The sequence below is a fragment of the Sphingomonas sp. SUN019 genome, from assembly GCF_024758705.1.
Classification (GTDB): domain Bacteria; phylum Pseudomonadota; class Alphaproteobacteria; order Sphingomonadales; family Sphingomonadaceae; genus Sphingomonas.
The window spans coordinates 972,382-993,693 of sequence record NZ_CP096971.1; the positions used below are offsets into that span (position 1 = coordinate 972,382).

Annotated in this window: 21 protein-coding genes and 1 tRNA gene; 15 read left to right on the forward strand and 7 right to left on the reverse strand. The window is 65.6% G+C overall.

Annotated features, from left to right (window positions below; genetic code table 11):
- Nucleotides 1–67 precede the first annotated feature (67 nt).
- The 5 genes from M0208_RS04660 to M0208_RS04680 all read left to right on the forward strand — a co-directional run bounded on the left by M0208_RS04660 (nucleotide 68) and on the right by M0208_RS04680 (nucleotide 6,012).
- On the forward strand, nucleotides 68–1,189 hold the full coding sequence (locus M0208_RS04660; RefSeq protein ID WP_258893164.1) for an isovaleryl-CoA dehydrogenase: 1,122 nt from the start codon (nucleotides 68–70) through the stop codon (nucleotides 1,187–1,189).
- A 146-nt stretch (nucleotides 1,190–1,335) separates the two neighbouring features.
- Nucleotides 1,336–2,937, forward strand: coding sequence for a carboxyl transferase domain-containing protein (locus tag M0208_RS04665; RefSeq protein ID WP_258890568.1), 1,602 nt, complete (start codon nucleotides 1,336–1,338; stop codon nucleotides 2,935–2,937).
- 137 nt (nucleotides 2,938–3,074) lie between these two features.
- Complete coding sequence (locus M0208_RS04670; RefSeq protein ID WP_258890569.1) at nucleotides 3,075–3,425, forward strand: endonuclease domain-containing protein; 351 nt, start codon at nucleotides 3,075–3,077, stop codon at nucleotides 3,423–3,425.
- A 10-nt stretch (nucleotides 3,426–3,435) separates the two neighbouring features.
- The gene (locus M0208_RS04675) at nucleotides 3,436–3,912 is read left to right on the forward strand and encodes a nuclear transport factor 2 family protein (protein WP_258890570.1); all 477 of its coding nucleotides are present in this window, start codon (nucleotides 3,436–3,438) and stop codon (nucleotides 3,910–3,912) included.
- Between the two features lie 144 nt (nucleotides 3,913–4,056).
- Nucleotides 4,057–6,012, forward strand: coding sequence for an acetyl/propionyl/methylcrotonyl-CoA carboxylase subunit alpha (locus M0208_RS04680; protein WP_258890571.1), 1,956 nt, complete (start codon nucleotides 4,057–4,059; stop codon nucleotides 6,010–6,012).
- A gap of 161 nt (nucleotides 6,013–6,173) precedes the next feature.
- Here M0208_RS04680 and M0208_RS04685 read toward each other — a convergent pair whose 3' ends face one another.
- Genes M0208_RS04685 through hrcA form a run of 5 tightly spaced genes read right to left on the reverse strand, consistent with a single transcriptional unit; the run spans nucleotide 6,174 to nucleotide 9,630 of the window.
- On the reverse strand, nucleotides 6,174–6,515 hold the full coding sequence (locus M0208_RS04685) for a hypothetical protein (RefSeq protein ID WP_258890572.1): 342 nt from the start codon (nucleotides 6,513–6,515) through the stop codon (nucleotides 6,174–6,176).
- 44 nt (nucleotides 6,516–6,559) lie between these two features.
- Nucleotides 6,560–7,783: a threonine synthase gene (locus tag M0208_RS04690; protein WP_258890573.1), complete on the reverse strand. Its 1,224-nt coding sequence runs from the start codon at nucleotides 7,781–7,783 to the stop codon at nucleotides 6,560–6,562.
- An 18-nt stretch (nucleotides 7,784–7,801) separates the two neighbouring features.
- Nucleotides 7,802–8,020: a hypothetical protein gene (locus tag M0208_RS04695; protein WP_258890574.1), complete on the reverse strand. Its 219-nt coding sequence runs from the start codon at nucleotides 8,018–8,020 to the stop codon at nucleotides 7,802–7,804.
- Entirely contained in the window at nucleotides 8,021–8,554 is a 534-nt protein-coding gene (grpE, locus tag M0208_RS04700; protein WP_258890575.1) for a nucleotide exchange factor GrpE, read from the reverse strand.
- 32 nt (nucleotides 8,555–8,586) lie between these two features.
- Nucleotides 8,587–9,630 (reverse strand): heat-inducible transcriptional repressor HrcA, encoded by a 1,044-nt coding sequence (hrcA, locus tag M0208_RS04705; RefSeq protein WP_258890576.1) that lies wholly within the window; start codon nucleotides 9,628–9,630, stop codon nucleotides 8,587–8,589.
- Nucleotides 9,631–9,726: 96 nt separating this feature from the next.
- Here hrcA and rph point away from each other — a divergent pair, with 96 nt between their 5' ends.
- The 3 genes from rph to M0208_RS04720 all read left to right on the forward strand — a co-directional run bounded on the left by rph (nucleotide 9,727) and on the right by M0208_RS04720 (nucleotide 11,287).
- Entirely contained in the window at nucleotides 9,727–10,440 is a 714-nt protein-coding gene (gene rph / locus M0208_RS04710) for a ribonuclease PH (RefSeq protein WP_258890577.1), read from the forward strand.
- A complete protein-coding gene (gene rdgB / locus M0208_RS04715) occupies nucleotides 10,437–11,063 on the forward strand; it encodes an RdgB/HAM1 family non-canonical purine NTP pyrophosphatase (RefSeq protein WP_258890578.1) in 627 nt (208 codons plus the stop codon). The genes rph and rdgB overlap by 4 nt, the downstream gene beginning before the upstream one ends.
- Before the next feature lie 150 nt (nucleotides 11,064–11,213).
- Nucleotides 11,214–11,287 (forward strand) — tRNA-Gly (locus M0208_RS04720).
- On the opposite strand, the gene M0208_RS04725 is transcribed toward M0208_RS04720, so the two are convergent.
- Nucleotides 11,253–12,329: a hypothetical protein gene (locus M0208_RS04725; protein ID WP_258890579.1), complete on the reverse strand. Its 1,077-nt coding sequence runs from the start codon at nucleotides 12,327–12,329 to the stop codon at nucleotides 11,253–11,255. The genes M0208_RS04720 and M0208_RS04725 overlap by 35 nt on opposite strands.
- A gap of 220 nt (nucleotides 12,330–12,549) precedes the next feature.
- Here M0208_RS04725 and M0208_RS04730 point away from each other — a divergent pair, with 220 nt between their 5' ends.
- Both M0208_RS04730 and M0208_RS04735 read left to right on the forward strand, forming a co-directional pair.
- The gene (locus M0208_RS04730) at nucleotides 12,550–13,986 is read left to right on the forward strand and encodes an FAD-dependent oxidoreductase (protein WP_258890580.1); all 1,437 of its coding nucleotides are present in this window, start codon (nucleotides 12,550–12,552) and stop codon (nucleotides 13,984–13,986) included.
- A gap of 164 nt (nucleotides 13,987–14,150) precedes the next feature.
- Entirely contained in the window at nucleotides 14,151–15,272 is a 1,122-nt protein-coding gene (locus M0208_RS04735; RefSeq protein ID WP_258890581.1) for a glycosyltransferase family 4 protein, read from the forward strand.
- 18 nt (nucleotides 15,273–15,290) lie between these two features.
- On the opposite strand, the gene M0208_RS04740 is transcribed toward M0208_RS04735, so the two are convergent.
- Nucleotides 15,291–16,217, reverse strand: a complete 927-nt coding sequence (locus M0208_RS04740; protein WP_258890582.1) for a LysR family transcriptional regulator — start codon at nucleotides 16,215–16,217, stop codon at nucleotides 15,291–15,293.
- Nucleotides 16,218–16,334: 117 nt separating this feature from the next.
- On the opposite strand from M0208_RS04740, the gene M0208_RS04745 reads away from it, so the two are divergent.
- Genes M0208_RS04745 through M0208_RS04765 form a run of 5 tightly spaced genes read left to right on the forward strand, consistent with a single transcriptional unit; the run spans nucleotide 16,335 to nucleotide 21,248 of the window.
- Entirely contained in the window at nucleotides 16,335–17,384 is a 1,050-nt protein-coding gene (locus tag M0208_RS04745; RefSeq protein WP_258890583.1) for a class 1 fructose-bisphosphatase, read from the forward strand.
- Complete coding sequence (locus tag M0208_RS04750; protein ID WP_258890584.1) at nucleotides 17,384–18,256, forward strand: phosphoribulokinase; 873 nt, start codon at nucleotides 17,384–17,386, stop codon at nucleotides 18,254–18,256. The genes M0208_RS04745 and M0208_RS04750 overlap by 1 nt, the downstream gene beginning before the upstream one ends.
- Nucleotides 18,257–18,268: 12 nt before the next feature.
- On the forward strand, nucleotides 18,269–19,348 hold the full coding sequence (gene fba / locus M0208_RS04755; RefSeq protein WP_258890585.1) for a class II fructose-bisphosphate aldolase: 1,080 nt from the start codon (nucleotides 18,269–18,271) through the stop codon (nucleotides 19,346–19,348).
- 11 nt (nucleotides 19,349–19,359) lie between these two features.
- Nucleotides 19,360–20,814, forward strand: a complete 1,455-nt coding sequence (locus M0208_RS04760; protein ID WP_258890586.1) for a ribulose-bisphosphate carboxylase large subunit — start codon at nucleotides 19,360–19,362, stop codon at nucleotides 20,812–20,814.
- 11 nt (nucleotides 20,815–20,825) lie between these two features.
- Entirely contained in the window at nucleotides 20,826–21,248 is a 423-nt protein-coding gene (locus M0208_RS04765) for a ribulose bisphosphate carboxylase small subunit (protein ID WP_258890587.1), read from the forward strand.
- Nucleotides 21,249–21,312 lie beyond the last annotated feature (64 nt).

The following is a 21,312-nucleotide window of genomic DNA, read 5'->3' on the forward strand; positions in this document are numbered from 1 at the left end:
CGCAACGATGCGTTGGGAGAGACAGTTGGACACCGCCCTCGACTTCGCGCTCGGCGACAATGCCGACATGATCCGCGAAACAACGCACCGCTTCGCCACCGATCGCATCGCGCCGAAGGCCGCGGCTATCGACGAGGACAACAAGTTCGATCGCTCCTTGTGGCCCGAAATGGGTGAGCTCGGCCTGCACGGCATCACGGTCGAGGAGGAATGGGGTGGCCTCGGCCTCGGCTATCTCGAACATTGCGTCGCGATGGAGGAAGTGTCGCGCGCCTCGGCCTCGATCGGGCTCAGCTACGGCGCGCATTCCAATCTGTGCGTTAACCAGATCCGCCGCTGGGGCAACGACGAGCAGAAGGCGAAATACCTGCCCAAACTGATCTCTGGCGAACACGTCGGCAGCCTCGCCATGTCGGAGGCCGCCAGCGGTTCCGACGTCGTGTCGATGAAGCTGAAGGCCGAACTGCGCGGCAACGATCGCTACGTCCTGAACGGCACCAAATTCTGGATCACCAATTCGACCGAGGCCGACACTTTGGTCGTCTATGCCAAGACCGACGGCGCGGCCGGGCCACGCGGCATCACGGCCTTCCTGATCGAGCGCGGCATGGCGGGGTTCAGCGTGTCGAAGAAGCTCGACAAGATGGGCATGCGCGGGTCCGACACCGCCGAGCTAGTGTTCGAGGATTGCGAAGTCCCGGCCGACAACGTCATGGGGCCGCTGAACGGCGGGGTCGGCGTGCTGATGAGCGGGCTGGACTATGAACGCACCGTGCTGGCGGCCGGGCCGCTCGGCATCATGCAGGCGTGCCTCGACGTGGTGTTGCCGTACGTGCGCGAGCGGAAGCAGTTCGGGCAAGCGATCGGCGGCTTCCAGCTGATGCAGGCCAAGATCGCCGACATGTACGTCGCGCTGAACAGCGCCCGCGCCTACGTCTATGCCGTCGCGCGCGCCTGCGATGCGGGCAAGACGACGCGCTTCGACGCCGCGGGCGCGATCCTGCTGGCGAGCGAGAATGCAGTGAAGACATCGCTGGAGGCGATCCAGGCGCTGGGCGGCGCGGGCTATACCAAGGAATGGCCGGTCGAACGCTTCCTGCGCGACGCGAAGCTGTACGACATCGGCGCGGGAACGAACGAAATCCGCCGCTTCCTGATCGGCCGCGAACTGATCGGGGCTGGGGTATGAGCCTTCCGCAATTCCCCCCCGGAACGAGGAGGGGGACCACGAAGTGGTGGAGGGGCAGCCCCAAGCGCTGGTCCTGCTTGGCTGCCCCTCCACCATTCGCCGAAGAGGCGAACGGTCCCCCTCCCCGTTCCGGGGAGGATTTTTAGATGACCGCCCCCACCCTAACCACCGCCCTGTCCCCCGACAGCGATACCTTCCGCGCCCACGCCGCGCACAACCGCGCATTGGCGGAGCAACTCCGCGCCGACGTCGCCACCGCCGCGCTCGGCGGGAACGAGAAATCGCGCGAGCGCCACACGTCGCGCGGTAAACTCCTCCCGCGCGAACGCGTCGAACGCCTGCTCGACCCCGGCTCTCCATTTCTCGAAATCGGCCAGCTCGCCGCGGGCGGCGTGTATGGCGAGGACATTCCCGGCGCGGGCATGATCGCGGGCATCGGCCGCGTTTCGGGCCGCCAGTGCATGATCGTGTGCAACGACGCCACCGTGAAGGGCGGCACCTATTACCCGCTGACCGTCAAGAAGCACCTCCGCGCGCAGGAGATCGCGCTGGAGAACCGCCTGCCCTGCATCTACCTGGTCGACAGCGGCGGCGCGAACCTGCCGCATCAGGCCGAGGTATTCCCCGACCGCGAGCATTTCGGCCGTATCTTCTTCAACCAGGCGCAGATGAGTTCGCAGCAAATCCCTCAGATCGCCTGCGTCATGGGATCATGCACCGCAGGCGGCGCGTACGTTCCCGCGATGAGCGACGAAACCGTTATCGTCCGCAATCAGGGCACGATCTTCCTCGCCGGGCCGCCGCTGGTGAAGGCCGCGACGGGCGAGATCATCACCGCCGAGGAACTGGGCGGCGCGGACACCCACGCGCGCAAATCGGGCGTCGTCGATCACGTCGCCGAAAACGACGAACACGCGCTGACGATCGTCCGCGACATCGTCTCGACGCTCGCGCCGCAGCTCCAGACCCCGGTCAATCTGCGCGACCCGCGTCCGCCCAAATTCGACGCCGAAGACCTGTACGGCATCGTACCCCAAGACGTGCGCGCGCCTTATGACGTACACGAAATTATCGCACGGCTGGTCGACGGCAGCGAGTTCGCCGAGTTCAAATCGCTTTACGGCAGCAGCCTCGTCTGCGGCTTCGCGCACATCTGGGGCATCCCCGTTGCGATACTCGCCAATAACGGGGTACTGTTCAGCGAATCCGCGCAGAAGGGCGCGCATTTCATCGAACTCGCCTGCCAGCGCCGCATCCCGCTGTTGTTCCTCCAGAACATCTCCGGCTTCATGGTCGGCGGGAAATATGAGGCGGAGGGCATCGCCAAGCACGGCGCAAAACTCGTCACGGCCGTCGCCACCGCGACCGTTCCCAAGATCACCGTCCTGATCGGCGGCAGCTTCGGCGCAGGCAATTACGGCATGTGCGGCCGCGCCTATTCCCCGCGCTTCCTGTTCACCTGGCCGAATGCCCGCATCAGCGTGATGGGCGGCGAACAGGCCGCGTCCGTGCTGGCGACGGTCCACCGCGACGCCGAGAACTGGACCTCCGAGCAGGCCGAAGCCTTCAAAACCCCGATCCGCCAGAAATACGAGGATGAGGGCAACCCGTATTACGCGACGGCCCGCCTGTGGGACGACGGCGTCATCGACCCGGTGCAGACCCGCGATGTGTTAGGGTTGGCCTTTGCCGCGACGCTAAACGCCCCCATCCCGGAGACGCCAAGGTTCGGCGTGTTCCGGATGTGAGGGATAACGAAGCAAATTCCTCCCCGGAACGGGGAGGGGGACCGCCCGCCTCTTCGGCGGGTGGTGGAGGGGGCCCACCCCGCCCCTTCACAGCGCCCATAAAGACGGTCAAACGCGCCCGCAGACTTCGTCGCGAGATGTCACTGCCGGAAGTCTTGCTGTGGCAACAACTCCGCCAGCGCCCAGGCGATTTCAAATTCCGGCGCCAGCATCCCAATGGCAAGCTCGCGCTGGATTTTGCCTGTATGGCCGCGCGGCTGGTCATCGAGGTCGATGGCGAGGCGCACAACCGCGGTGATCAACCGCAATTCGACGTTGCGCGTGATGCGAGCCTGGCGGCCGCTGGCTATCTGACGCTTCGTGTTCCCGCCACGGCGATACTCCGCAATCTCGACGCGGTCATCACCGGCATCGTCACCGCTTGCCGAGAGCGGGGCCCCTCCACCGTCCTGCGGACGGTCCCCCTCCCCGTTCCGGGGAGGAATTGAAGGACACACCATGATCCTCTCCCTGCTCCTTGCCGCCGCGCTTCAGTCCTCAGACAAGCTCCCGCCCGCCAACCCGCTCCCGCCCCCCGGCGCGCAGGAGGCGGCAGTGCTCGCTCCCGTCACCGCGGTCCTCGCCGCCATCCCCACGCACGATCGCGCGGCGGTCGAGGCGCAACTCCTCCCCGGCGGCAGCGCCACGGTCGCGGTCGAAAAGCCCGACGGCACGCGGCAAGTCCGCCGCATGACGTGGGCCGACTGGCTCGCCAATTTCAAGCCCGGCGCCGAACGGGTGCGCGAGACGCAGGGGATGCCCGCGATCGAGATCGACGGCGACGTCGCAATGGTGTGGGCGTCGTTCACCTTCACGATCGACGGCAAACCGCATCATTGCGGCACCAACCACTGGGATCTGGTCCGTGACGCAGGAAGCTGGAAGATCGCGAACATCACCTGGTCTCAACGCACGACGGGATGCGCGACGCAGTGAACGCTGTCCTACAACGCTCAGTTTCGGTTATGCTTTCCCGATGATCGTGCCGCATCCCTCCATCCCAATGTTGAGACACGGCGGAAAAATGCGCCAGCGTCTCAACATTCTCAACATTCGCCCAAAATCGGACGGCGCCGCAGCATGATCAAATCGCTCCTGATCGCCAACCGCGGCGAGATCGCCTGCCGCATCATCCGAACGGCGCGCACGATGGGTATCCGCACCGTCGCGGTCTATTCCGACGCCGACGCGAAGGCGCTGCACGTCCGCCAGGCCGACGAAGCGGTCCACATCGGCGCGTCCCCTGCGCGCGAAAGCTATCTGGTCGGCGACAAGATCATCGCCGCGGCGAAGCATACCGGCGCGGAGGCGATCCATCCCGGTTACGGCTTCCTCAGCGAGAACGCCGATTTCGCGCAGAGCGTGATCGACGCCGGGCTGATCTGGGTCGGCCCACGCCCCGACAGCATCCGCGCAATGGGGCTGAAGGACGCCGCAAAGGAGCGCATGATCGCCGCGGGCGTCCCCGTGACGCCGGGGTATCTCGGCGCGGACCAATCCCCCGACCGGCTCGCCGCGGAGGCGGAGAAGGTCGGCTATCCCGTCCTCATCAAGGCGGTCGCGGGCGGCGGCGGCAAGGGGATGCGCCGCGTCGATGTGCCCGCCGATTTCGCCGATGCGTTGCTATCATGCCAGCGCGAGGCCGAATCCTCGTTCGGCAACACGCAGGTGCTGATCGAGAAATACATCCTCTCGCCCCGTCATATCGAGGTGCAGGTCTTCGGCGACACCCACGGCAACGTCGTCCATCTGTTCGAACGCGACTGCTCGCTTCAGCGCCGCCACCAGAAAGTGATCGAGGAAGCCCCCGCCCCCGGCATGGACCCCGCCACCCGCGAGGCGGTCTGCGCCGCCGCGGTAAAGGCCGCGCAGGCGGTCGACTACGTCGGCGCGGGCACGATCGAATTCATCGCCGACACGTCTGATAGAGAAGACGGGGGCTCAGGCCTGCGCGCCGACCGCATCTGGTTCATGGAAATGAACACCCGGCTGCAGGTCGAACATCCGGTGACCGAGGAGATTACCGGCGTCGATCTGGTCGAATGGCAATTGCGCGTCGCGAGTGGTGAGCCGTTGCCGAAACGGCAGGACGAACTCAGCATCAACGGCTGGGCCATCGAGGCAAGGCTCTATGCGGAAAACCCGGCAACGGGGTTTCTCCCAAGTGTCGGGCCGCTGCGCCACTTCAAGCTCCCATCGTCAAGCCGACGTTGGCCGGTCCGAACTGAGACAGGGTATAGCCGTGGAGATGAGGTCACACCATTCTATGACCCGATGCTGGCCAAGATCATCGCCACAGGGCCGGATCGCGACGAGGCGGTGACGGCTCTTGAGCACCATTGCGAAACAGTGACCTGTTGGCCAGTTCGGACCAATGCGCGATTCCTCGCATCGGCGCTTCGTCATCCTGCGTTCGTGGCGGGAGGCATAGACACAGGGTTCCTCGCTCGCGAAAGTGACATCCTCGTCGGCACCGAAGCGCCGAGCGAAGGTGCGTTGCAAGCGGTTGCCAGTCTGATCTTCGACGACGACCGCGGCGGTAGTCCCTCCGATATTTACGATGTTGGCTCCAGGCGCGACAGTGGACCGTGGTCAGCACAAGCCGGGACACGGCTTAGCGCGCCAAGCGCGCCTACTCGACTTCACTTGAGCACCGGTTCGTCGGTGAACGAAATTGTGTTCGACCCGGACTTTTCTGGTCCCAATCCGTGGGCCGAACGCGTCGACGAAGGCTGGCTTGTAGACGACTTCGGCACGACATTCGTGCTTAACCCGGCGCGCGCCGGAGGTGACGCTATCGTCGGCGCGGCCGACGGAGCGATCCTGTCGCCTATGCCCGGTCGCCTGATCGCGGTGGAGGTCGCTGCGGGGGATGTGGTCGCCAAGGGGCAGAAACTCGTCACGCTGGAGGCGATGAAGATGGAGCACAGCCTGACCGCGCCGTTCGACGGCACGGTCGCCGAACTCAACGCCCACCCCGGCGGTCAGGTCAGCGAAGGCGCGTTGCTGGTGCGGATCGAGCGGGCGGAGGGGTGATGCATACACTCGTCGACCTCGCCCAGCCGTCGTTGCGAGCGCAGCGAAGCAATCCAGTTTCTCGCGCGCTGCACTGGATTGCTTCACTGCGCTCGCAACGACGGGGGCTGGCGTAATATATGTCTTGCGTTCCCCGGCGAGAGCCGGGGTGGTGTACGGGATCAAGGTGCCAGCTTCCGCGTCTCGTACCCACTCACACCGCCGCGCGTGCTGACCGTCACCCCGGCCATCCCGCCGCCGACCAGGAACAGGTTCAATTCCTCCACCGGACTACGTCGATTGAGCATCCGCCGTCGCTCGCTCGGCACATCCTGGATCGCCGGGTCGCCCTCTTCCGACCCGACGAACGGCACCCGGAACCGATCGGCGTTGCGCAGCCCGCACACCGTCACATCGGTCGAAGTGGGATCATACACGCAACGCGGTTCGGCCGCGGTCATCCGCTGGTAACGCTCCATCGCGCCATCGTCGGCCCCGGCCAGCAGCAGCAGAATCGGGAGCATAGTGAAGATGATGCGCCCAGCCTTCGCTCCCGGCAAGCACGTTTCTACAACGCCCCGAAATCGATCTCTTTATGCCGATCCAGCGTCCGATCCGCCGCTGGCATCGGATATTTCAGCCCCGTCGCGCAGTTGAACAGCACGACTCGCTCATCCTCATCGACCACCCCATCGGCCAGGGCCTGTTTGTACGCCGCCAAGGTCGCCCCGCCCTCCGGACACAGCAACATCCCGTCCTTCTTCGCGCAGTCATCCACCGCGCGCAAAATCGCCGGATCACCCACCGCCAGCGCGCGCCCGCCGCTCTCCCGCACCGCGCGGAGAATCAGGAAATCGCCGACCGCTTTCGGCACGCGAATGCCCGCTGCGACGGTGGACGCGTCCTCCCAGCGTTCGGCGTGCTCCTCGCCCGCCTCGAACGCACGGACGATCGGCGCGCAGCCGCTCGCCTGCACCGCATACATCCGCGGGCGCTCCGGGCCGATCCAGCCGAGCCGCTCCAGCTCGTCGAACGCCTTCCACATCCCGATCAGCCCGGTGCCGCCGCCGGTCGGGTAAAAGATCGCATCCGGCAGCTTCCAGCCGAATTGCGCGGCCAGTTCGAGGCCCATCGTCTTCTTGCCCTCGATCCGATATGGTTCCTTCAACGTCGAGAAATCGAACCAGCGCCCCTCGGCCGCGCCCTTAGCGACGATCGCCCCGCAATCGTCGATCAACCCGTTGACGCGCCACACCCGCGCGCCCTGCAACGCGATCTCGCGCACGTTCACTTCCGGCGTATCGTCGGGGCAGAACACGATCGTCTCGATCCCGCAGCGCGTGGCATAGGCGGCCAGCGCCGCGCCCGCATTGCCGTTGGTCGGCATCGCGATCCGCGTGACGCCCAGTTCCTTCGCCATCGCCACCGCCATCACCAGCCCGCGCGCCTTGAAGCTGCCCGTCGGCAGCCGCCCCTCGTCCTTCACCAGCACGGTCGCCCCGCCCGACGCCGGGATGGGAACGAGCGGCGTCTCGATCTCGCCGAGACTGACGATGTTCGCGGTGTCGCGCACCGGTAGCAATTCGCGCCACCGCCATAGATCGGTTTCGCGCGTTACGAGCGTATCGCGCGGCCACGCCGCCTTCACCGCGTCCAGATCGTAGCGGACCAGCAACGGCCGCCCGACGCGCGAGAGATTGTGAAGCTGGTCGGCCTCGTACCGCTCGCCGGTCATCGAGCATTCGAGATGCGTGACGAAGGTCGGGCGTTCGGTGGTAAGGTTGGTGTTCATGGCGACGCCATGCCGAAGCTAATCGTCAAACTCCAGCGCCGCGGTCGCGCCGCCGGTCAGATTGTTCGGCCGGTTCGGTTCGACCGGCACGCCTTCGCCGCCATCGTCCGCGGGACGTTTCGGTTTGCGGTCGCGCTTTTTGAAACGCGCGACAAGCCTGCGCAAACCGGCGCGTTCCTGGGCGCGTAGCAAACGCTCGACGCTCAAACGTCGCGGCGAATGATCATGCGTTGGCATTCAGTCTCCCTTCTTCGCAACCCCCACCAGCGCCGGCCGCAACAGCCGGTCCTTGATCATCCAGCCCGACTGCATCTCCTGCACGATCGTGCCCGCAGCCTGATCGCTCGGCATTTCCAGCATCGCCTGGTGACGGTTCGGGTCGAGCGGCTGGCCCATCGCCTCGATCCGAGTCAGCCCGTGGCGCTGGAACACGCTGTTCAGCTCGCGACCGGTCGCCTCCAGCCCGGTGACCAACCCCTTGAACTTGTCGTCGCCGCGCAGTTCCTCCGGGATCGACGCCAGCGCGCGTTCCAGATTGTCATTCACGCTCAGCACGTCGCGCGCGAATGCGGTCGCGGCATAGGCGCGCGCGTCGATCGCATCCTTTTCTGCGCGGCGGCGCACGTTTTGCACCTCGGCCTGCGCGTACAAGGTCGCCTGCTTCGCTTCGACCAGCTGCGCTTCGAGCTCGGCCACGCGGTCATGCTCGGCGACTTCAGGCGCACCCTCGGCGGTTTCCTCACGCAGGTCGGCGTTATTCTCTTCGGTCATTCTGATCCTGTGATCCCTGTTTGTCGCCATGCTCAACCCATCAGACGGGCGAGCGTTGCAGCGGTGAAATCCACCATGGGCACGACGCGCGCGTAGTTCAACCGCGTCGGGCCGATCACGCCCACTACGCCGACCACGCGCCCGTCGCTGCCGCGGAACGGTTTCGCGATGACGGACGACCCGCTGAGCGCGAACAATTTGTTCTCCGCACCGATGAAGATGCGCGTCGCATCGCCCGCGCGCGCCGAATCGAGCAGCGCCGCAATCTCCTGCTTGCCCTCCAAATCGTCAAGCAGGTCGCGCACCCGTTCCAGATCGGCCGCCGCGGCATCGTCGAGCAACCGCCCCTGCCCGCGCACGATCAGCACCGGGCGGCGGTTCGCGTCCTCGCTCCACACCGCCAGCCCCTGTTCGACCAAAGCCCGCGCCGCACCGTCCAGCGCCGCGCGGTTCTGCGTCAACTCCGCGTCGATTCGCGCGCGCGCCTGCACCAACGTCAGTCCGGAAAGCGTCGCGGACATGTAGTTCCCCGCCTCGACCAGCGCCGACGCGCCGACGCCGGGCGGCAGGTCGATGACGCGATTTTCTACCCCGCCGTCCTCACTGACCAGCACCGCCAGCGCCTGTGCGTGCGACAGCGGCACGAACCCGATCGAACGCAGCACCTGTTCGCGCTTCGGCACCATCACCAGCCCGGCGCACGCCGACAGGCCTGACAGCGCGGCGGTGGTCGCCGCCAGCGCCTCCTCTACCGGCCCGCGCGATCCGGCCCGCGATTCGATCTGCGCGCGTTCGTCGGCCGATGGCTCCAACGCCTGCATCATCCCGTCGACGAACAGCCGCAGCCCCAGATCGGTCGGCATCCGCCCCGCCGACGTGTGCGGGGAGGCGAGCAGGCCCGACTCCTCGAGCTGCTGAAGCACGGTGCGGATCGAGGCGGGAGAGAGATTGAGGCCCGCGAGCGCCAGCGTCTTCGACCCGACCGGCAGCCCGCTTTCCAGATAGCCGTCGACCACACGCCGGAAGATGTCGCGCGCACGGTCGTTCAGCTCGGCGATCGGGGGCGTCACGGCCATACGACCGATCTAGGGCGCGGCGAACGTGCGGGCAACGGGCTGGCGCGGGACGACGCGCGCGGTTAGGGCGGCCCCTCGAGTTTCATGGAGAATATCATGCGCCCCAGCGGCCGTGCGCCAGACCAGATGCGCACTATCACGATCGAACCGCGTTTCACCCGTCACGCCGAGGGATCGGTGCTGATCGGCTTCGGCGACACGAAGGTGCTGGTCACCGCCAGCGTCGAGGAACGCGTGCCGCCGTTCCTGCGCGGCAAGGGTCAGGGTTGGGTGACCGCCGAATACGGGATGCTCCCGCGCGCCACGCATACCCGCGGGTCGCGCGAGGCGGCGAAAGGCAAGCAGTCCGGCCGGACGCAGGAAATCCAGCGGCTTATCGGGCGTTCGCTGCGCGCCGTCACCGACATGAGCCTGCTCGGCGAGCGTCAGATCACGCTCGATTGCGACGTGATCCAGGCCGACGGCGGCACGCGCACGGCCTCGATTTCGGGCGCGTGGGTCGCGTTGCGGCTGGCGATCAACGGTTTGCTGGCGAGCGGCAAGCTGACCTCCGACCCGCTCAGCCAAAAGGTCGCCGCGGTCAGCTGCGGCATCTTCAAAGGCACGCCGGTCCTCGACCTCGACTACGACGAGGATTCGAATGCCGACGCGGACGCGAACTTCGTCCTCCTCGAAAACGGTCACATCGCGGAGGCGCAGGCGACCGCCGAACACGCGACCTATGACGAGGAGGCGCTGCTCCGCCTGCTGCGCCTGTCGCGCATCGGCTGCACCGAAATCTTCGCCGCGCAGGCGAAGGCCGTCTCATGAGCGGCGAAGGTGACGCCCCCCAGGCGATCCGCAAGCTGAAGCCCGGACGGTTGGTGATCGCCAGCCACAATCCGGGCAAGGTGCGCGAGATCGAGGCGTTGCTTGCTCCCTACGGCGTCGAGCCCGTGTCGGCCGCCGCGCTCGACCTGCCCGAGCCGGAGGAGACCGGCACCACGTTCGTGATGAACGCCGAACTGAAGGCGCGCGCCGCGGCCGACCTGTCGGGCCTCCCCGCGCTGGCGGACGACAGCGGGCTGTGCGTCGCAGCTTTGGGCGGCGATCCGGGCATCTTCTCGGCGCGCTGGGCGGGTGAGGCGAAGGATTTCGGCCTCGCGATGCGACTGATCGAGGACAATCTCGCCCGCACCCCCGATGCGCCGCGCGACGCGCATTTCGTCTGCGCGCTGGCGCTCGCGTGGCCCGACGGCCACATCGAATGGTTCGAAGGCCGCGTCGACGGGACGTTGGTGTGGCCACCGCGCGGTGATCAGGGTTTCGGCTACGATCCGATGTTTCTGCCGGTCGACGGCAGCGAGACGTTCGGCGAAATGGACCCCGACGCGAAGCACGCCATCAGCCACCGCGCGGAAGCGTTCCGGCAGATGGTCGCGGCGGTCTTCTGAGAGCAAGGGCGCAGCGTCGCCAGGCCGGACGGACGCCGCTTGCACCGTACCGACGACCGCGCTAGGCACCGGTGACGCGAGCTGTCGGCTGTAGAATGTGGGACTTTCGACGGGCCGAAGTCGCAATTAATCGTGCGATGCGAACGTGATGCGGGTGTAGCTTAATGGTAGAGCAGAAGCTTCCCAAGCTTACGACGAGGGTTCGATTCCCTTCACCCGCTCCACACCGATCTCCGTACCAGTAACGGCCCTCTCTACCGAAAATGCGCTGCCCGGGTAGATGGCTGGCCGAAGCACCGCCGCGCCGGCCGATCGCGCGACCCGATCCATCGTGGCGCTGACCATTCCGTGATCGTCGGCGAGCCGGCGATAATGATCGAAGATCGCGCCGAGCACGCGAAGATTGGCGTCGGCGCCGTGCCCGAAATTCTGCGGGTGCCACCACAGATGAAACAGCCCCCCGTGCGTGGCGGCGTGCGTCATCTCGCGGCGGATCCGTCCCAATTGCAGCCGGTTTAGCGGCGGCGTGGATGCCGGACGCAGGAATCGGCTGGCGGCGACGTCGACCATGCCGTCAGCCTGTCGCGGCCGGTTCACATCCGGCCGCGGCGACAGCGGCAGATAATTGTCCGCCGCGCGCAGCACCCTGGACCAGCGCGTTTCCTGACGACGCTGACGGCTGCGGTGCAGCGCCGATCGCTGATTGCCGCGATAGCTGCGATAGCCGCTATCCCGGCATAGCGGCAGATAGGTCTGACGGAGTTGATTGCGCGGGAACACGATGCTGCGCAATTCGATATCCAGCAACGCCGCGGCGCGGTGCGCAGCCGCAAGGTCGGCCTCGAACGCGGCGGGATCGCCGCCGTCCTCGAGGCAGTAATAATGCGAAAACGTATGCCCGGCGATCTCCTGCCCCGGGCAGTCGCGGATCGAGCGGATGAGCGATCGGCCGAAATGCAGCGGATCCTCCCGCTCGTTGCGGCCGATTCCGCCGATCCGCGGATATGGCGACAGTGCGAGATCGTCATAGGCCGGCCGTATCGCAGGCAACGAATCGAGCAGTTCGTCGCGGTCGTCGAAGAACAAAAGGCCGACCGTCGCCCAGGTGCAACAGATGCCATGCCGTTCCGCCAGCGCCAGGATCCGCGGAATCGCGTCACGCGCGCCCAGGATGCTGGCGCGCTGTTTGCCGAGCGCCTTTTCGGCCTCCATCCCCCATGCCTGTTCGAGATCGAGCGAGATGACGAAGTGCGAAGGCGAGGTCATGGAGACATTCGTCGCGAACAGCGCCTCTGGAGCAGGGTCGATGTCCGGAAATACGGGTTGGACACACTGGCGGCAATTGCGCCATCGGGCGGTGGACCATCCCCAAAGGCGGTAGCGTCTTTCCCTTATGCGCCAATGCCGCCCTATGATTGCTGATAAATCTCAACGGGTTTCGTAGCAGGGTCGGGCTATCAGAATGCGAGCGTGAGAGGCGAACCCTGTGGCCAGCGCACGTGCCTCGTCCGAAGCAGGATCGGTCTTTACGCAGCGCGCGCATACGCTGATCATCGGCGCCGGTCCGTCGGGGCTGGCGGCCGCCTGGCGGCTGGCCGAGGCGGGTCTGGAACCGATCGTGTTCGAGCGATCGCCCTGCTCCGGCGGGATGATGCGATCGATCAGGCGCGGCGAATTCGTCGTCGATCTCGGTCGCAAGGAACTCTATTCACGCATCCCCGAAGTCGACGCGTTGTGGCGCACGCTGCTGGGCGACGACTATCGCGAATATCCGCACCGGGTGGGCAGTCTCTACGCCGGGCGCATCATCGAAATGTCGAGTTCGTTTCGCGGCGTGCGGCGCGGGATGCCGATCGCCTCCTTCCTGTCGGGCGGACTGGATCTTGGTCGCGCCTGGCTGCTCGCCGGTTTTCGAAAGCCGCGGAATTACGAGGAATATTGGCGCCAGCGCGCGGGTGCGAATTTCGCCCGCGCGCTGGCGCAAGGGTATTGGGAGAAGTTTCGCGGCCAGCAATGGTCCGACCTTCCCGTTCCGACGCTGCACGCGGATGGGCAAGCGGCCCGATCATATTCGTTTGCGGCCATCGCGGACGGCGTGAAGCTCGCCGCGCAGGGCGGCGCTTCACGCCAGCGCGGCTGGCGACACCCCGCGCGCGGTTCGGGCCAGATCTGCGAAGTGCTGATGGACCGCCTGACCGGCGCGGGCGGGGAAGTGCACTTCGATTCCGAAGTCGTCGGGATCGAAAGCGACGGCCGGCGTATAACCGGGATCGTGGTGCGGACCGGGGCCGAGCGCGTCTGGATCCCGGCAGCCAATCTGATCTCCAGCCTGCAGATCGAACAGCTCGTCGCGCTGCTGGGCGGCGCGACCGGGAACGCCCCGCCGCCGCGCCAGCGCACCGTCGTTCTGGCGTATCTGTTCCTGGATGAAGCGCCACGGTTCCCGCATGCCTGGCTCGAGGTCAACGACACGTCGCTGAACTGCGGCCGGATCACGAATTATGCGGCGTTCGGTGGCGACATGGTTCCGCCCGGCCGGACCGCGCTGTGCGTCGAGTTCTTCCTCGATTCCGACGATCTGCGTCTCGATCGGTCGGATGCGGAATGGATACGTCTGGCGATCGCGGAATGCGCCGGCAGTGCGTTGATCGACGCGACGCATGTATCGGATACGATGTTGTTGCGGCTCGATCGCTGCAACGCCGCCGCCAGCTGGCGCGAGGCGCAGGAAGATGCGCGGTCGCAGATGCTGGAGCACATCCGGCCGTACGCCAACCTGTATCACGTCAATCGTCCGGGCACCGACTGGGCGATGTTCGCGGGCCTGATGGCCGCGGAATCGGTCCTGTCGGACGATCGGCGAAGTTTCGATCGGCGCGCCGATCCGACGCAAAGCTATTCCGCATCGAATCCGACGCCGTGATGTAAGGATCCACGAGCGGACACCGGCGCATGGATCGCATATCTCCGGTCGGACACGTTCAGACTCCCCGCCATTGCGCCGGACCGAACGGGACTTTAGTGATTAGCCGGTGGGCTATTCCGGGATCGGTAGAGCACCGCGACGCCTGGCGGGTGTGGTGTGATATGAAGATCGTGGTGATCGCCAGTCTTGCCTACTCGCTCACCAATTTCCGTGGTGCGCTGATCGCGCGGATGGTGGCGGCGGGGCACCAGGTTCTGGCCTGCGCGCCCGATGAAGATGCGTCTGTCACCGCCGAACTTTCGGCGATGGGCGTGCGCTTTCGATCCTTCCCGTTGAGCAGGGCCAATCTCAATCCGTTCGAGGATGCTAGGACGCTGCTGGCGCTCGTTGGGATGCTGCGACGCGAACGTCCCGACGTCACGCTGGCCTATACGCAAAAGCCGATCATCTATGCCGGGATCGCCCACCGCATCCTGCGCCGGGGACGGTTCTTCCCGATGGTCACCGGTCTCGGCTACGTCTTTTCCGATCCCGGACGGCGTCCATGGTTGCGGCGCATGGTGGCGCAATTGTACCGGACGGCGGTGGCGAACGCGCCGACCGTCATCGCCTTCAACACCGACGACCGCGACGATCTGCTGCGCAACGTGATCATCGACGATCGGCACAAGGTGGTGCTGGTGCCCGGGTCCGGCGTCGACATCGTCCGTTTTTCGCAACAGCCGGTGCCCGGCGGCGAAATGGTCTTTCTGCTGATCGCGCGCCTGCTGCACGACAAGGGATTGCGGGAGTTCGTCGCCGCGGCGGCGATCGTCCGCCGCCAATATCCCACGGCGCGTTTTCAGTTGCTCGGACCGTTCGATCCCAACCCGGCGGCGATTTCGCCGACCGAGCTGGCGCAGTGGCGCGCCGATGGAATCATCGAATATCTCGGCGAGACCCGCGATGTCCGCCCGCATCTGGCGGCGTGTTCGGTCTTCGTCCTGCCCAGTTATCGTGAGGGTATTCCGCGCACGGTGCTGGAGGCGATGGCGACCGGGCGCGCGATCGTCACCACCGACGCGCCGGGTTGCCGCGAAACCGTGGAGGACGGGGTGAACGGCGTCATCGTGCCGGTCCGCAACGTTCCGATGCTCGCCGAGGCGATGGCGCAATTCTGCCGCGACCCCTCGCTTGCGGCAACGATGGGCGCCAGTTCGCGGGACATGGCGACGCGACGCTTCGCGGTCGAGAACGTGAACCGGATCTTGCTGAGGGCGATGGGGCTGGATTCGGACGCATAGCCGGCCGGCGGCAGCCGCTCAGTGTGCCGGCTGCACGACGGCGGGAAGGAATTCGCCGCCGCGGCGCGCGACGAAGCTGCGGAACGCCGCCATCGCCGGGGAAAGCGATCGATCGCTCCGGCTGACCGCGAACCACTGACGCCGCACGGGCGTGTCGATCACGTCGAGGATGACGAGCCGGCCCAACTCCACTTCGGTCGCGATCGTGTGCGCCGAAATGAAACCGACGCCCAGCCCCGCCATCACCGCCTGCTTGATCGATTCGTTGGAGCCGAACTCAAGCCCCAGACTGTCGAGCCGGCCGGGCATGTCGCCGAAGAACAGTTCGAGCGAGGTGCGCGTGCCGGAGCCGGGCTCCCGCACCAGGAAAGTCTCCTCCGCGATCCGGCTCTTCGCGATACCGCTAGCCTGCGCCAGCGAATGGCCAGGCGGCGCGATAATGACGAGCGGATGTTCGCCGATCAGATAGGATTGCACCGCGACCTGCCGCGGCGGACGGCCCATCAGCGCGACGTCGACATTCTGTTCGGTGATCGCTGCGATCGTCGCGGCGCGATTGCCGATGATCAGGCGCACGTCGATGCCGGGAAACTCGGCCATGAACGCCGCGACCATGCTGGGCGCGAAATATTTGGCGGTCGAGACCGCACCCAGCCGCAGCGTCCCCTGCCCCGCGCCGCGCACCGCCGACAGTTCGTCGGCGAGCTGGCCGAGCCGCGATTCGATCGCCTGCGCCGCCGCGATCATCACGCGGCCGGCGTCGGTGGCGCGGAGACCCTCCTTGGTTCGGGCGAACAACGATTGTCCGGCCTCTGTTTCGGCTGCCTGGACCTGCAAGGTAACGGCGGACGCGGTCAGGCCGAGTTCGCGCGCGGCAAGGTTGATCTTGCCGAGCCGGTTGACCGCGAGGATTGCGCGCAATTGCCGCAGGGTGACGCCACGCATGGCATAGGATAAAATTATTTTAGGAAGTAAGTAAATAGATTGAACTTTACTTAGGTCGGTGCGACTGGCCTTCTGCTCTTATCGAGACGCCAAAATGGCGCGGATGGGAGAGCGGGCATGACGGCGTACAGCCTCGACGCACACCTTGCGCGCCATGCCGCCTCGGGCGAGCCGAGCGCGGCGGAAGTCGCCGCCACCATCACGCTTCTTGCCGAAACCGGACTGACGATCGCGGCGACAATCGCAGAAGGTCCGATCGGTGCGTCGCTGGCCGATCCGGTTGGTGCGGCGAACAGCGATGGTGACGAACAGCGCGGGCTCGATATCCTCGCCGACGAACGATTTCTCGGCGCGATGCGGCAGTCGCCCGTGGCGCTGTATGCGTCCGAGGAACTGGCCGAGCCGGTGCTGATCGACCGTGATCGAACGCTGGCGCTGGCGATCGATCCGCTCGATGGATCGTCGAACATCGACACCAATGTGTCGATCGGGACGATCTTCTCGATCCGCACGGTTACGGGCGATCCGGAAGCCGACCCCCTCGCCAGTTTCCTGCGTCCCGGTCGCGAACAGCTCGCCGCGGGGTTCCTGATCTACGGACCGCAGACCGCGCTGGTCCTGACGCTGGGAGCAGGCACGCACATCTTCATCCATTCGCGCGCCGAAGGCGGCTTCCGGCTCGCCAGTGCTGCAAAGGAAATCCCGTCCAAGACGCGCGAATTCGCGATCAATGCGTCGAACTACCGGCATTGGGATCAGGCCGTGCAGCTGTATTTCGACGATTGCATCAAGGGCGGGCACGGCCCGCGCGAAGGCGAGTTCAACATGCGCTGGCTCGCCTCGCTGGTGGCGGAAGCATATCGCATCCTGATCCGCGGCGGCGCGTTCCTGTATCCGGGCGATCGGCGGCGCGGTTATGGCAAGGGGCGGCTGCGGCTGGTGTACGAAGCGCATCCGATCGCGATGCTGATCGAACAGGCCGGCGGGCTGGCCTTCAATCCGATCGATCCGATCCTGGACGTCGCCGCGACCGAACTCCACCAGCGAACGCCGTTCGTGTTCGGATCGACCGCAGAGGTGTCGCGCATCGCGCGCTATCACACGCTCCCCAGCCAGATGGCCGACCGCGCGCCGTTGTTCGGCAAGCGCGGGCTGCTGAGGGCCTGATGTCCGCGCGCCACCCCATCATTTCGATCACCGGATCGTCGGGCGCGGGCACGACGTCGGTCAAGCGCATTTTCGAACAGATCTTCCGCCGCGAGCATATCGAGGCCGCCTTCATCGAGGGCGACGCCTTCCACCGCTACAACCGCGCCGATATGGCCGCGAAGGTCGCCGAGGAGGAACGGCTCGGCAATCCCAATTTCACGCATTTCCATGCCGATGCGAACGAGCTCGAACGGCTGGAGACGATTTTCGCGGACTATGGCGCAACGGGCAAAGGGCAGACGCGGCAATACATCCACGATGCGGACGAGGCCGCGGCGCACGGACAGGACGCGGGCACCTTCACCGACTGGCGCGATTTCGGACCGAGCGACCTGCTGTTCTACGAAGGGCTGCACGGCTGCGCGGTGACCGAGGACGTCAACATCGCGCAGCACGCCGACCTGAAGATCGGGGTCGTCCCCGTCATCAATTTGGAGTGGATTCAAAAGATCCACCGAGACCGCGCCACCCGCGGCTATTCCGCCGAAGCGGTGATGGATGTGATCCTGCGACGGATGCCCGATTACGTCCGCTACATCACGCCGCAATTCAGCCAGACGAACATCAATTTTCAGCGCGTGCCGATCGTCGACACGTCCAACCCGTTCATCGCGCGATGGATCCCGACCCCCGACGAATCGATGCTGGTCATCCGCTTCGCCAACCCGCGCGGGATCGATTTTCCCTATCTGCTGTCGATGGTGCCGCAGTCGTTCATGTCGCGCCCCAATTCGATCGTGATGCCCGGCAACAAGCTCGACATCGCGATGCAGCTGATCCTGACCCCGCTGATCCTGCAGCTGGTCGACCGCCAGCGGCGGATGTCGTGAAGGAGAATTGAGATGGCCCGCATCACGCTACGCCAGTTGCTCGATCACGCGGCCGAGCACGATTACGGCGTCCCGGCGTTCAACATCAACAACATGGAACAGGGCTTGGCGATCTTGCAGGCGGCGCAGGCGTGCGACGCGCCGGTGATCCTGCAGGCCAGCCGCGGCGCGCGGTCCTATGCCGGCGACATCATGCTCGCCAAGATGATGGAGGCGCTGGAGGCGATGTTTCCCGCCATACCGATCGTCATCCATCAGGATCACGGCAACAACGTCGCCACCTGCATGACCGCGATCCAGCACGGCTTCACCAGTGTGATGATGGACGGATCGCTGGAGGAGGATGCCAAGACGCCCGCGAGTTACGGTTACAACGTCGCGATCACCGCGGAAGTGGCGCGGCTGGCGCACATGGTCGGCGCGTCGGTCGAGGGCGAATTGGGCTGCCTCGGTTCGCTGGAAACCGGGCAAGGCGAGGCCGAGGACGGACATGGCTTCGAGGGTGCGCTCGATCATTCGATGCTGCTGACCGACCCCGACGAGGCGGAGCGGTTCGTCGCGGAAACGAAGGTCGACGCGCTCGCGGTCGCGCTGGGCACCAGCCACGGCGCGTACAAGTTCAGCCGCAAGCCGAACGGCGACATATTGGCGATGGACGTGATCGAACGCATCCACGCGCGGCTGCCGAACACGCATATCGTGATGCACGGGTCATCCTCCGTGCCGGAGGAATGGCAGGAAGTCTTCAACCACTACGGCGGGGAGATGCGCGAAACCTACGGCGTGCCGGTAGACGAGATCGTCAAGGGCATCCGCATGGGCGTGCGCAAGGTCAACATCGACACCGACCTGCGCCTGGTCGCGGCCGCCGAATTCCGCCGCATCGCACAGACTCAGCCGACGGAGTTCGATCCGCGCAAATTCCTCAAACCCTCGATGGACGCGATGGCGAGCATCTGCCGCGCGCGGTTCGAGGCGTTCGGGACCGCCGGGAACGCCAGCAAAATCACGGTGGTGCCGATCGCCGATATGGCGCGGCGCTACGCGTCCGGATCGCTCGACCCTCACACACACGTCGCTCACGCCGCATAAGGAGACCTCTGATGAACGTGCACACCACGATCGATCCCAAGAAGCGCTATGCCGCTGGCGTCATGGAATATGCCAAGATGGGCTATTGGGAACCCGATTACGTCCCCAAGGATACCGACATCATCGCGTTGTTCCGGATCACGCCGCAGGACGGCGTGGACGAGATCGAGGCGGCGGCCGCGGTGGCGGGCGAAAGCTCCACCGCGACGTGGACGGTGGTGTGGACCGACCGGCTGACCGCGTGCGAACTGTACCGCGCCAAAGCGTATCGCGTCGACGCGGTGCCGGGGACGCCGGGGCAATTCTTTGCCTGGATCGCCTATGATCTCGACCTGTTCGAGGGCGGATCGATCGCCAATCTGACCGCGTCAATTATCGGCAATGTGTTCGGGTTCAAGGCGCTGAAGGCGCTGCGGCTGGAGGATATCCGCATCCCGGTCGCCTACCTCAAGACTTTCCAAGGCCCCGCCACCGGGATCGTCGTCGAGCGCGAGCGGATGGACAAGTTCGGCCGCCCCCTGCTCGGCGCGACGACCAAGCCAAAGCTCGGACTGTCGGGACGCAATTACGGTCGCGTGGTGTACGAGGCGCTCAAGGGCGGTCTCGATTTCGTCAAGGATGACGAGAACATCAATTCGCAGCCCTTCATGCACTGGCGCGACCGCTACCTCTACGTGATGGAGGCGGTGAACAAGGCGCAGGCCGCGACCGGCGAGGTCAAGGGCCATTACCTGAACGTCACCGCCGGCACGATGGAGGAGATGTACGAGCGCGCCGAATTCGCCAAGGAACTGGGATCGTGCATCGTCATGATCGATCTCGTCATCGGCTACACCGCGATCCAGTCGATGGCGAAATGGGCGCGGCGCAACGACATGATCCTGCACCTCCACCGCGCGGGCAATTCGACCTATTCGCGGCAGAAGAACCACGGGATGAACTTCCGCGTGATCTGCAAATGGATGCGGATGGCGGGGGTCGATCACCTTCACGCCGGCACCGTTGTCGGCAAGCTGGAGGGCGATCCGCTGATGATCGCCGGATTCTACGACACGTTACGAGAAGGCTTTACGCCGCAAAACCTCGAACACGGGCTGTTCTTCGATCAGGATTGGGCAAGCCTCAACAAGGTCATGCCGGTCGCCTCGGGCGGCATCCATGCCGGGCAGATGCACCAGTTGATCCATTATCTCGGCGAGGATTGCATCCTGCAGTTCGGCGGCGGCACGATCGGCCATCCGCAGGGCATCCAGGCGGGAGCCACCGCCAACCGCGTCGCGCTGGAGGCGATGATCCAGGCGCGCAACGAGGGCCGCGATTATCTGGCCGAAGGGCCGGACATCCTGGCCGCAGCGGCACGCTGGTGCGGGCCTTTGCGTGCCGCGATCGAGACGTGGAAGGACGTGTCGTTCAATTACGCGTCGACCGACACCGCCGATTTCGTCCCGACCGCAACGGCCGCTTAAGGAGAGAGACGATGCGCATCACGCAAGGCACCTTCTCGTTCCTGCCCGACCTGACCGACGATCAGATCACCGCGCAGGTGCAATATTGCCTCGATCACGGCTGGGCCGTGAACATCGAATATACCGACGACCCGCACCCGCGGAACACCTATTGGGAGATGTGGGGCATCCCGATGTTCGACGTGCCCGATGCGGCGGGGGTGATGATGGCGCTGAAGGACTGCCGCACCGCCCACGCCGGATCGAACTACATCCGCATGTCGGCGTTCGACAGCACCTATGGCTGGGAATCGTTGCGGCTGTCGTTCATCACCGATCGTCCGGCGGAAGAACCCGGTTTCGCGCTGGAGCGGCAGGAGACCAGGGGAAGGCAGATCGCCTACACCACGCGTTCGTATGCGGCGTTGAAGCCCGAGGGCGAGCGGTATGCGTAAAATCCTCCCCGGCACGGAGAGGTGGCGCGCGCAGCGTGACGGAGGGGGCTCTCAGCGACGCGCA

What these genes read in the sequence shown, in the direction of transcription:
- M0208_RS04660 (WP_258893164.1), top strand. Translation starts at nt 68, where the DNA reads ATGATCCGCGAAACAACGCACCGCTTCGCCACCGATCGCATCGCGCCG.
- M0208_RS04665 (WP_258890568.1), top strand. Translation starts at nt 1,336, where the DNA reads ATGACCGCCCCCACCCTAACCACCGCCCTGTCCCCCGACAGCGATACC.
- M0208_RS04670 (WP_258890569.1), top strand. Translation starts at nt 3,075, where the DNA reads ATGTCACTGCCGGAAGTCTTGCTGTGGCAACAACTCCGCCAGCGCCCA.
- M0208_RS04675 (WP_258890570.1), top strand. Translation starts at nt 3,436, where the DNA reads ATGATCCTCTCCCTGCTCCTTGCCGCCGCGCTTCAGTCCTCAGACAAG.
- M0208_RS04680 (WP_258890571.1), top strand. Translation starts at nt 4,057, where the DNA reads ATGATCAAATCGCTCCTGATCGCCAACCGCGGCGAGATCGCCTGCCGC.
- M0208_RS04685 (WP_258890572.1), bottom strand. Translation starts at nt 6,515, where the DNA reads ATGCTCCCGATTCTGCTGCTGCTGGCCGGGGCCGACGATGGCGCGATG.
- M0208_RS04690 (WP_258890573.1), bottom strand. Translation starts at nt 7,783, where the DNA reads ATGAACACCAACCTTACCACCGAACGCCCGACCTTCGTCACGCATCTC.
- M0208_RS04695 (WP_258890574.1), bottom strand. Translation starts at nt 8,020, where the DNA reads ATGCCAACGCATGATCATTCGCCGCGACGTTTGAGCGTCGAGCGTTTG.
- grpE (WP_258890575.1), bottom strand. Translation starts at nt 8,554, where the DNA reads ATGACCGAAGAGAATAACGCCGACCTGCGTGAGGAAACCGCCGAGGGT.
- hrcA (WP_258890576.1), bottom strand. Translation starts at nt 9,630, where the DNA reads ATGGCCGTGACGCCCCCGATCGCCGAGCTGAACGACCGTGCGCGCGAC.
- rph (WP_258890577.1), top strand. Translation starts at nt 9,727, where the DNA reads ATGCGCCCCAGCGGCCGTGCGCCAGACCAGATGCGCACTATCACGATC.
- rdgB (WP_258890578.1), top strand. Translation starts at nt 10,437, where the DNA reads ATGAGCGGCGAAGGTGACGCCCCCCAGGCGATCCGCAAGCTGAAGCCC.
- M0208_RS04725 (WP_258890579.1), bottom strand. Translation starts at nt 12,329, where the DNA reads ATGACCTCGCCTTCGCACTTCGTCATCTCGCTCGATCTCGAACAGGCA.
- M0208_RS04735 (WP_258890581.1), top strand. Translation starts at nt 14,151, where the DNA reads ATGAAGATCGTGGTGATCGCCAGTCTTGCCTACTCGCTCACCAATTTC.
- M0208_RS04740 (WP_258890582.1), bottom strand. Translation starts at nt 16,217, where the DNA reads ATGCGTGGCGTCACCCTGCGGCAATTGCGCGCAATCCTCGCGGTCAAC.
- M0208_RS04745 (WP_258890583.1), top strand. Translation starts at nt 16,335, where the DNA reads ATGACGGCGTACAGCCTCGACGCACACCTTGCGCGCCATGCCGCCTCG.
- M0208_RS04750 (WP_258890584.1), top strand. Translation starts at nt 17,384, where the DNA reads ATGTCCGCGCGCCACCCCATCATTTCGATCACCGGATCGTCGGGCGCG.
- fba (WP_258890585.1), top strand. Translation starts at nt 18,269, where the DNA reads ATGGCCCGCATCACGCTACGCCAGTTGCTCGATCACGCGGCCGAGCAC.
- M0208_RS04760 (WP_258890586.1), top strand. Translation starts at nt 19,360, where the DNA reads ATGAACGTGCACACCACGATCGATCCCAAGAAGCGCTATGCCGCTGGC.
- M0208_RS04765 (WP_258890587.1), top strand. Translation starts at nt 20,826, where the DNA reads ATGCGCATCACGCAAGGCACCTTCTCGTTCCTGCCCGACCTGACCGAC.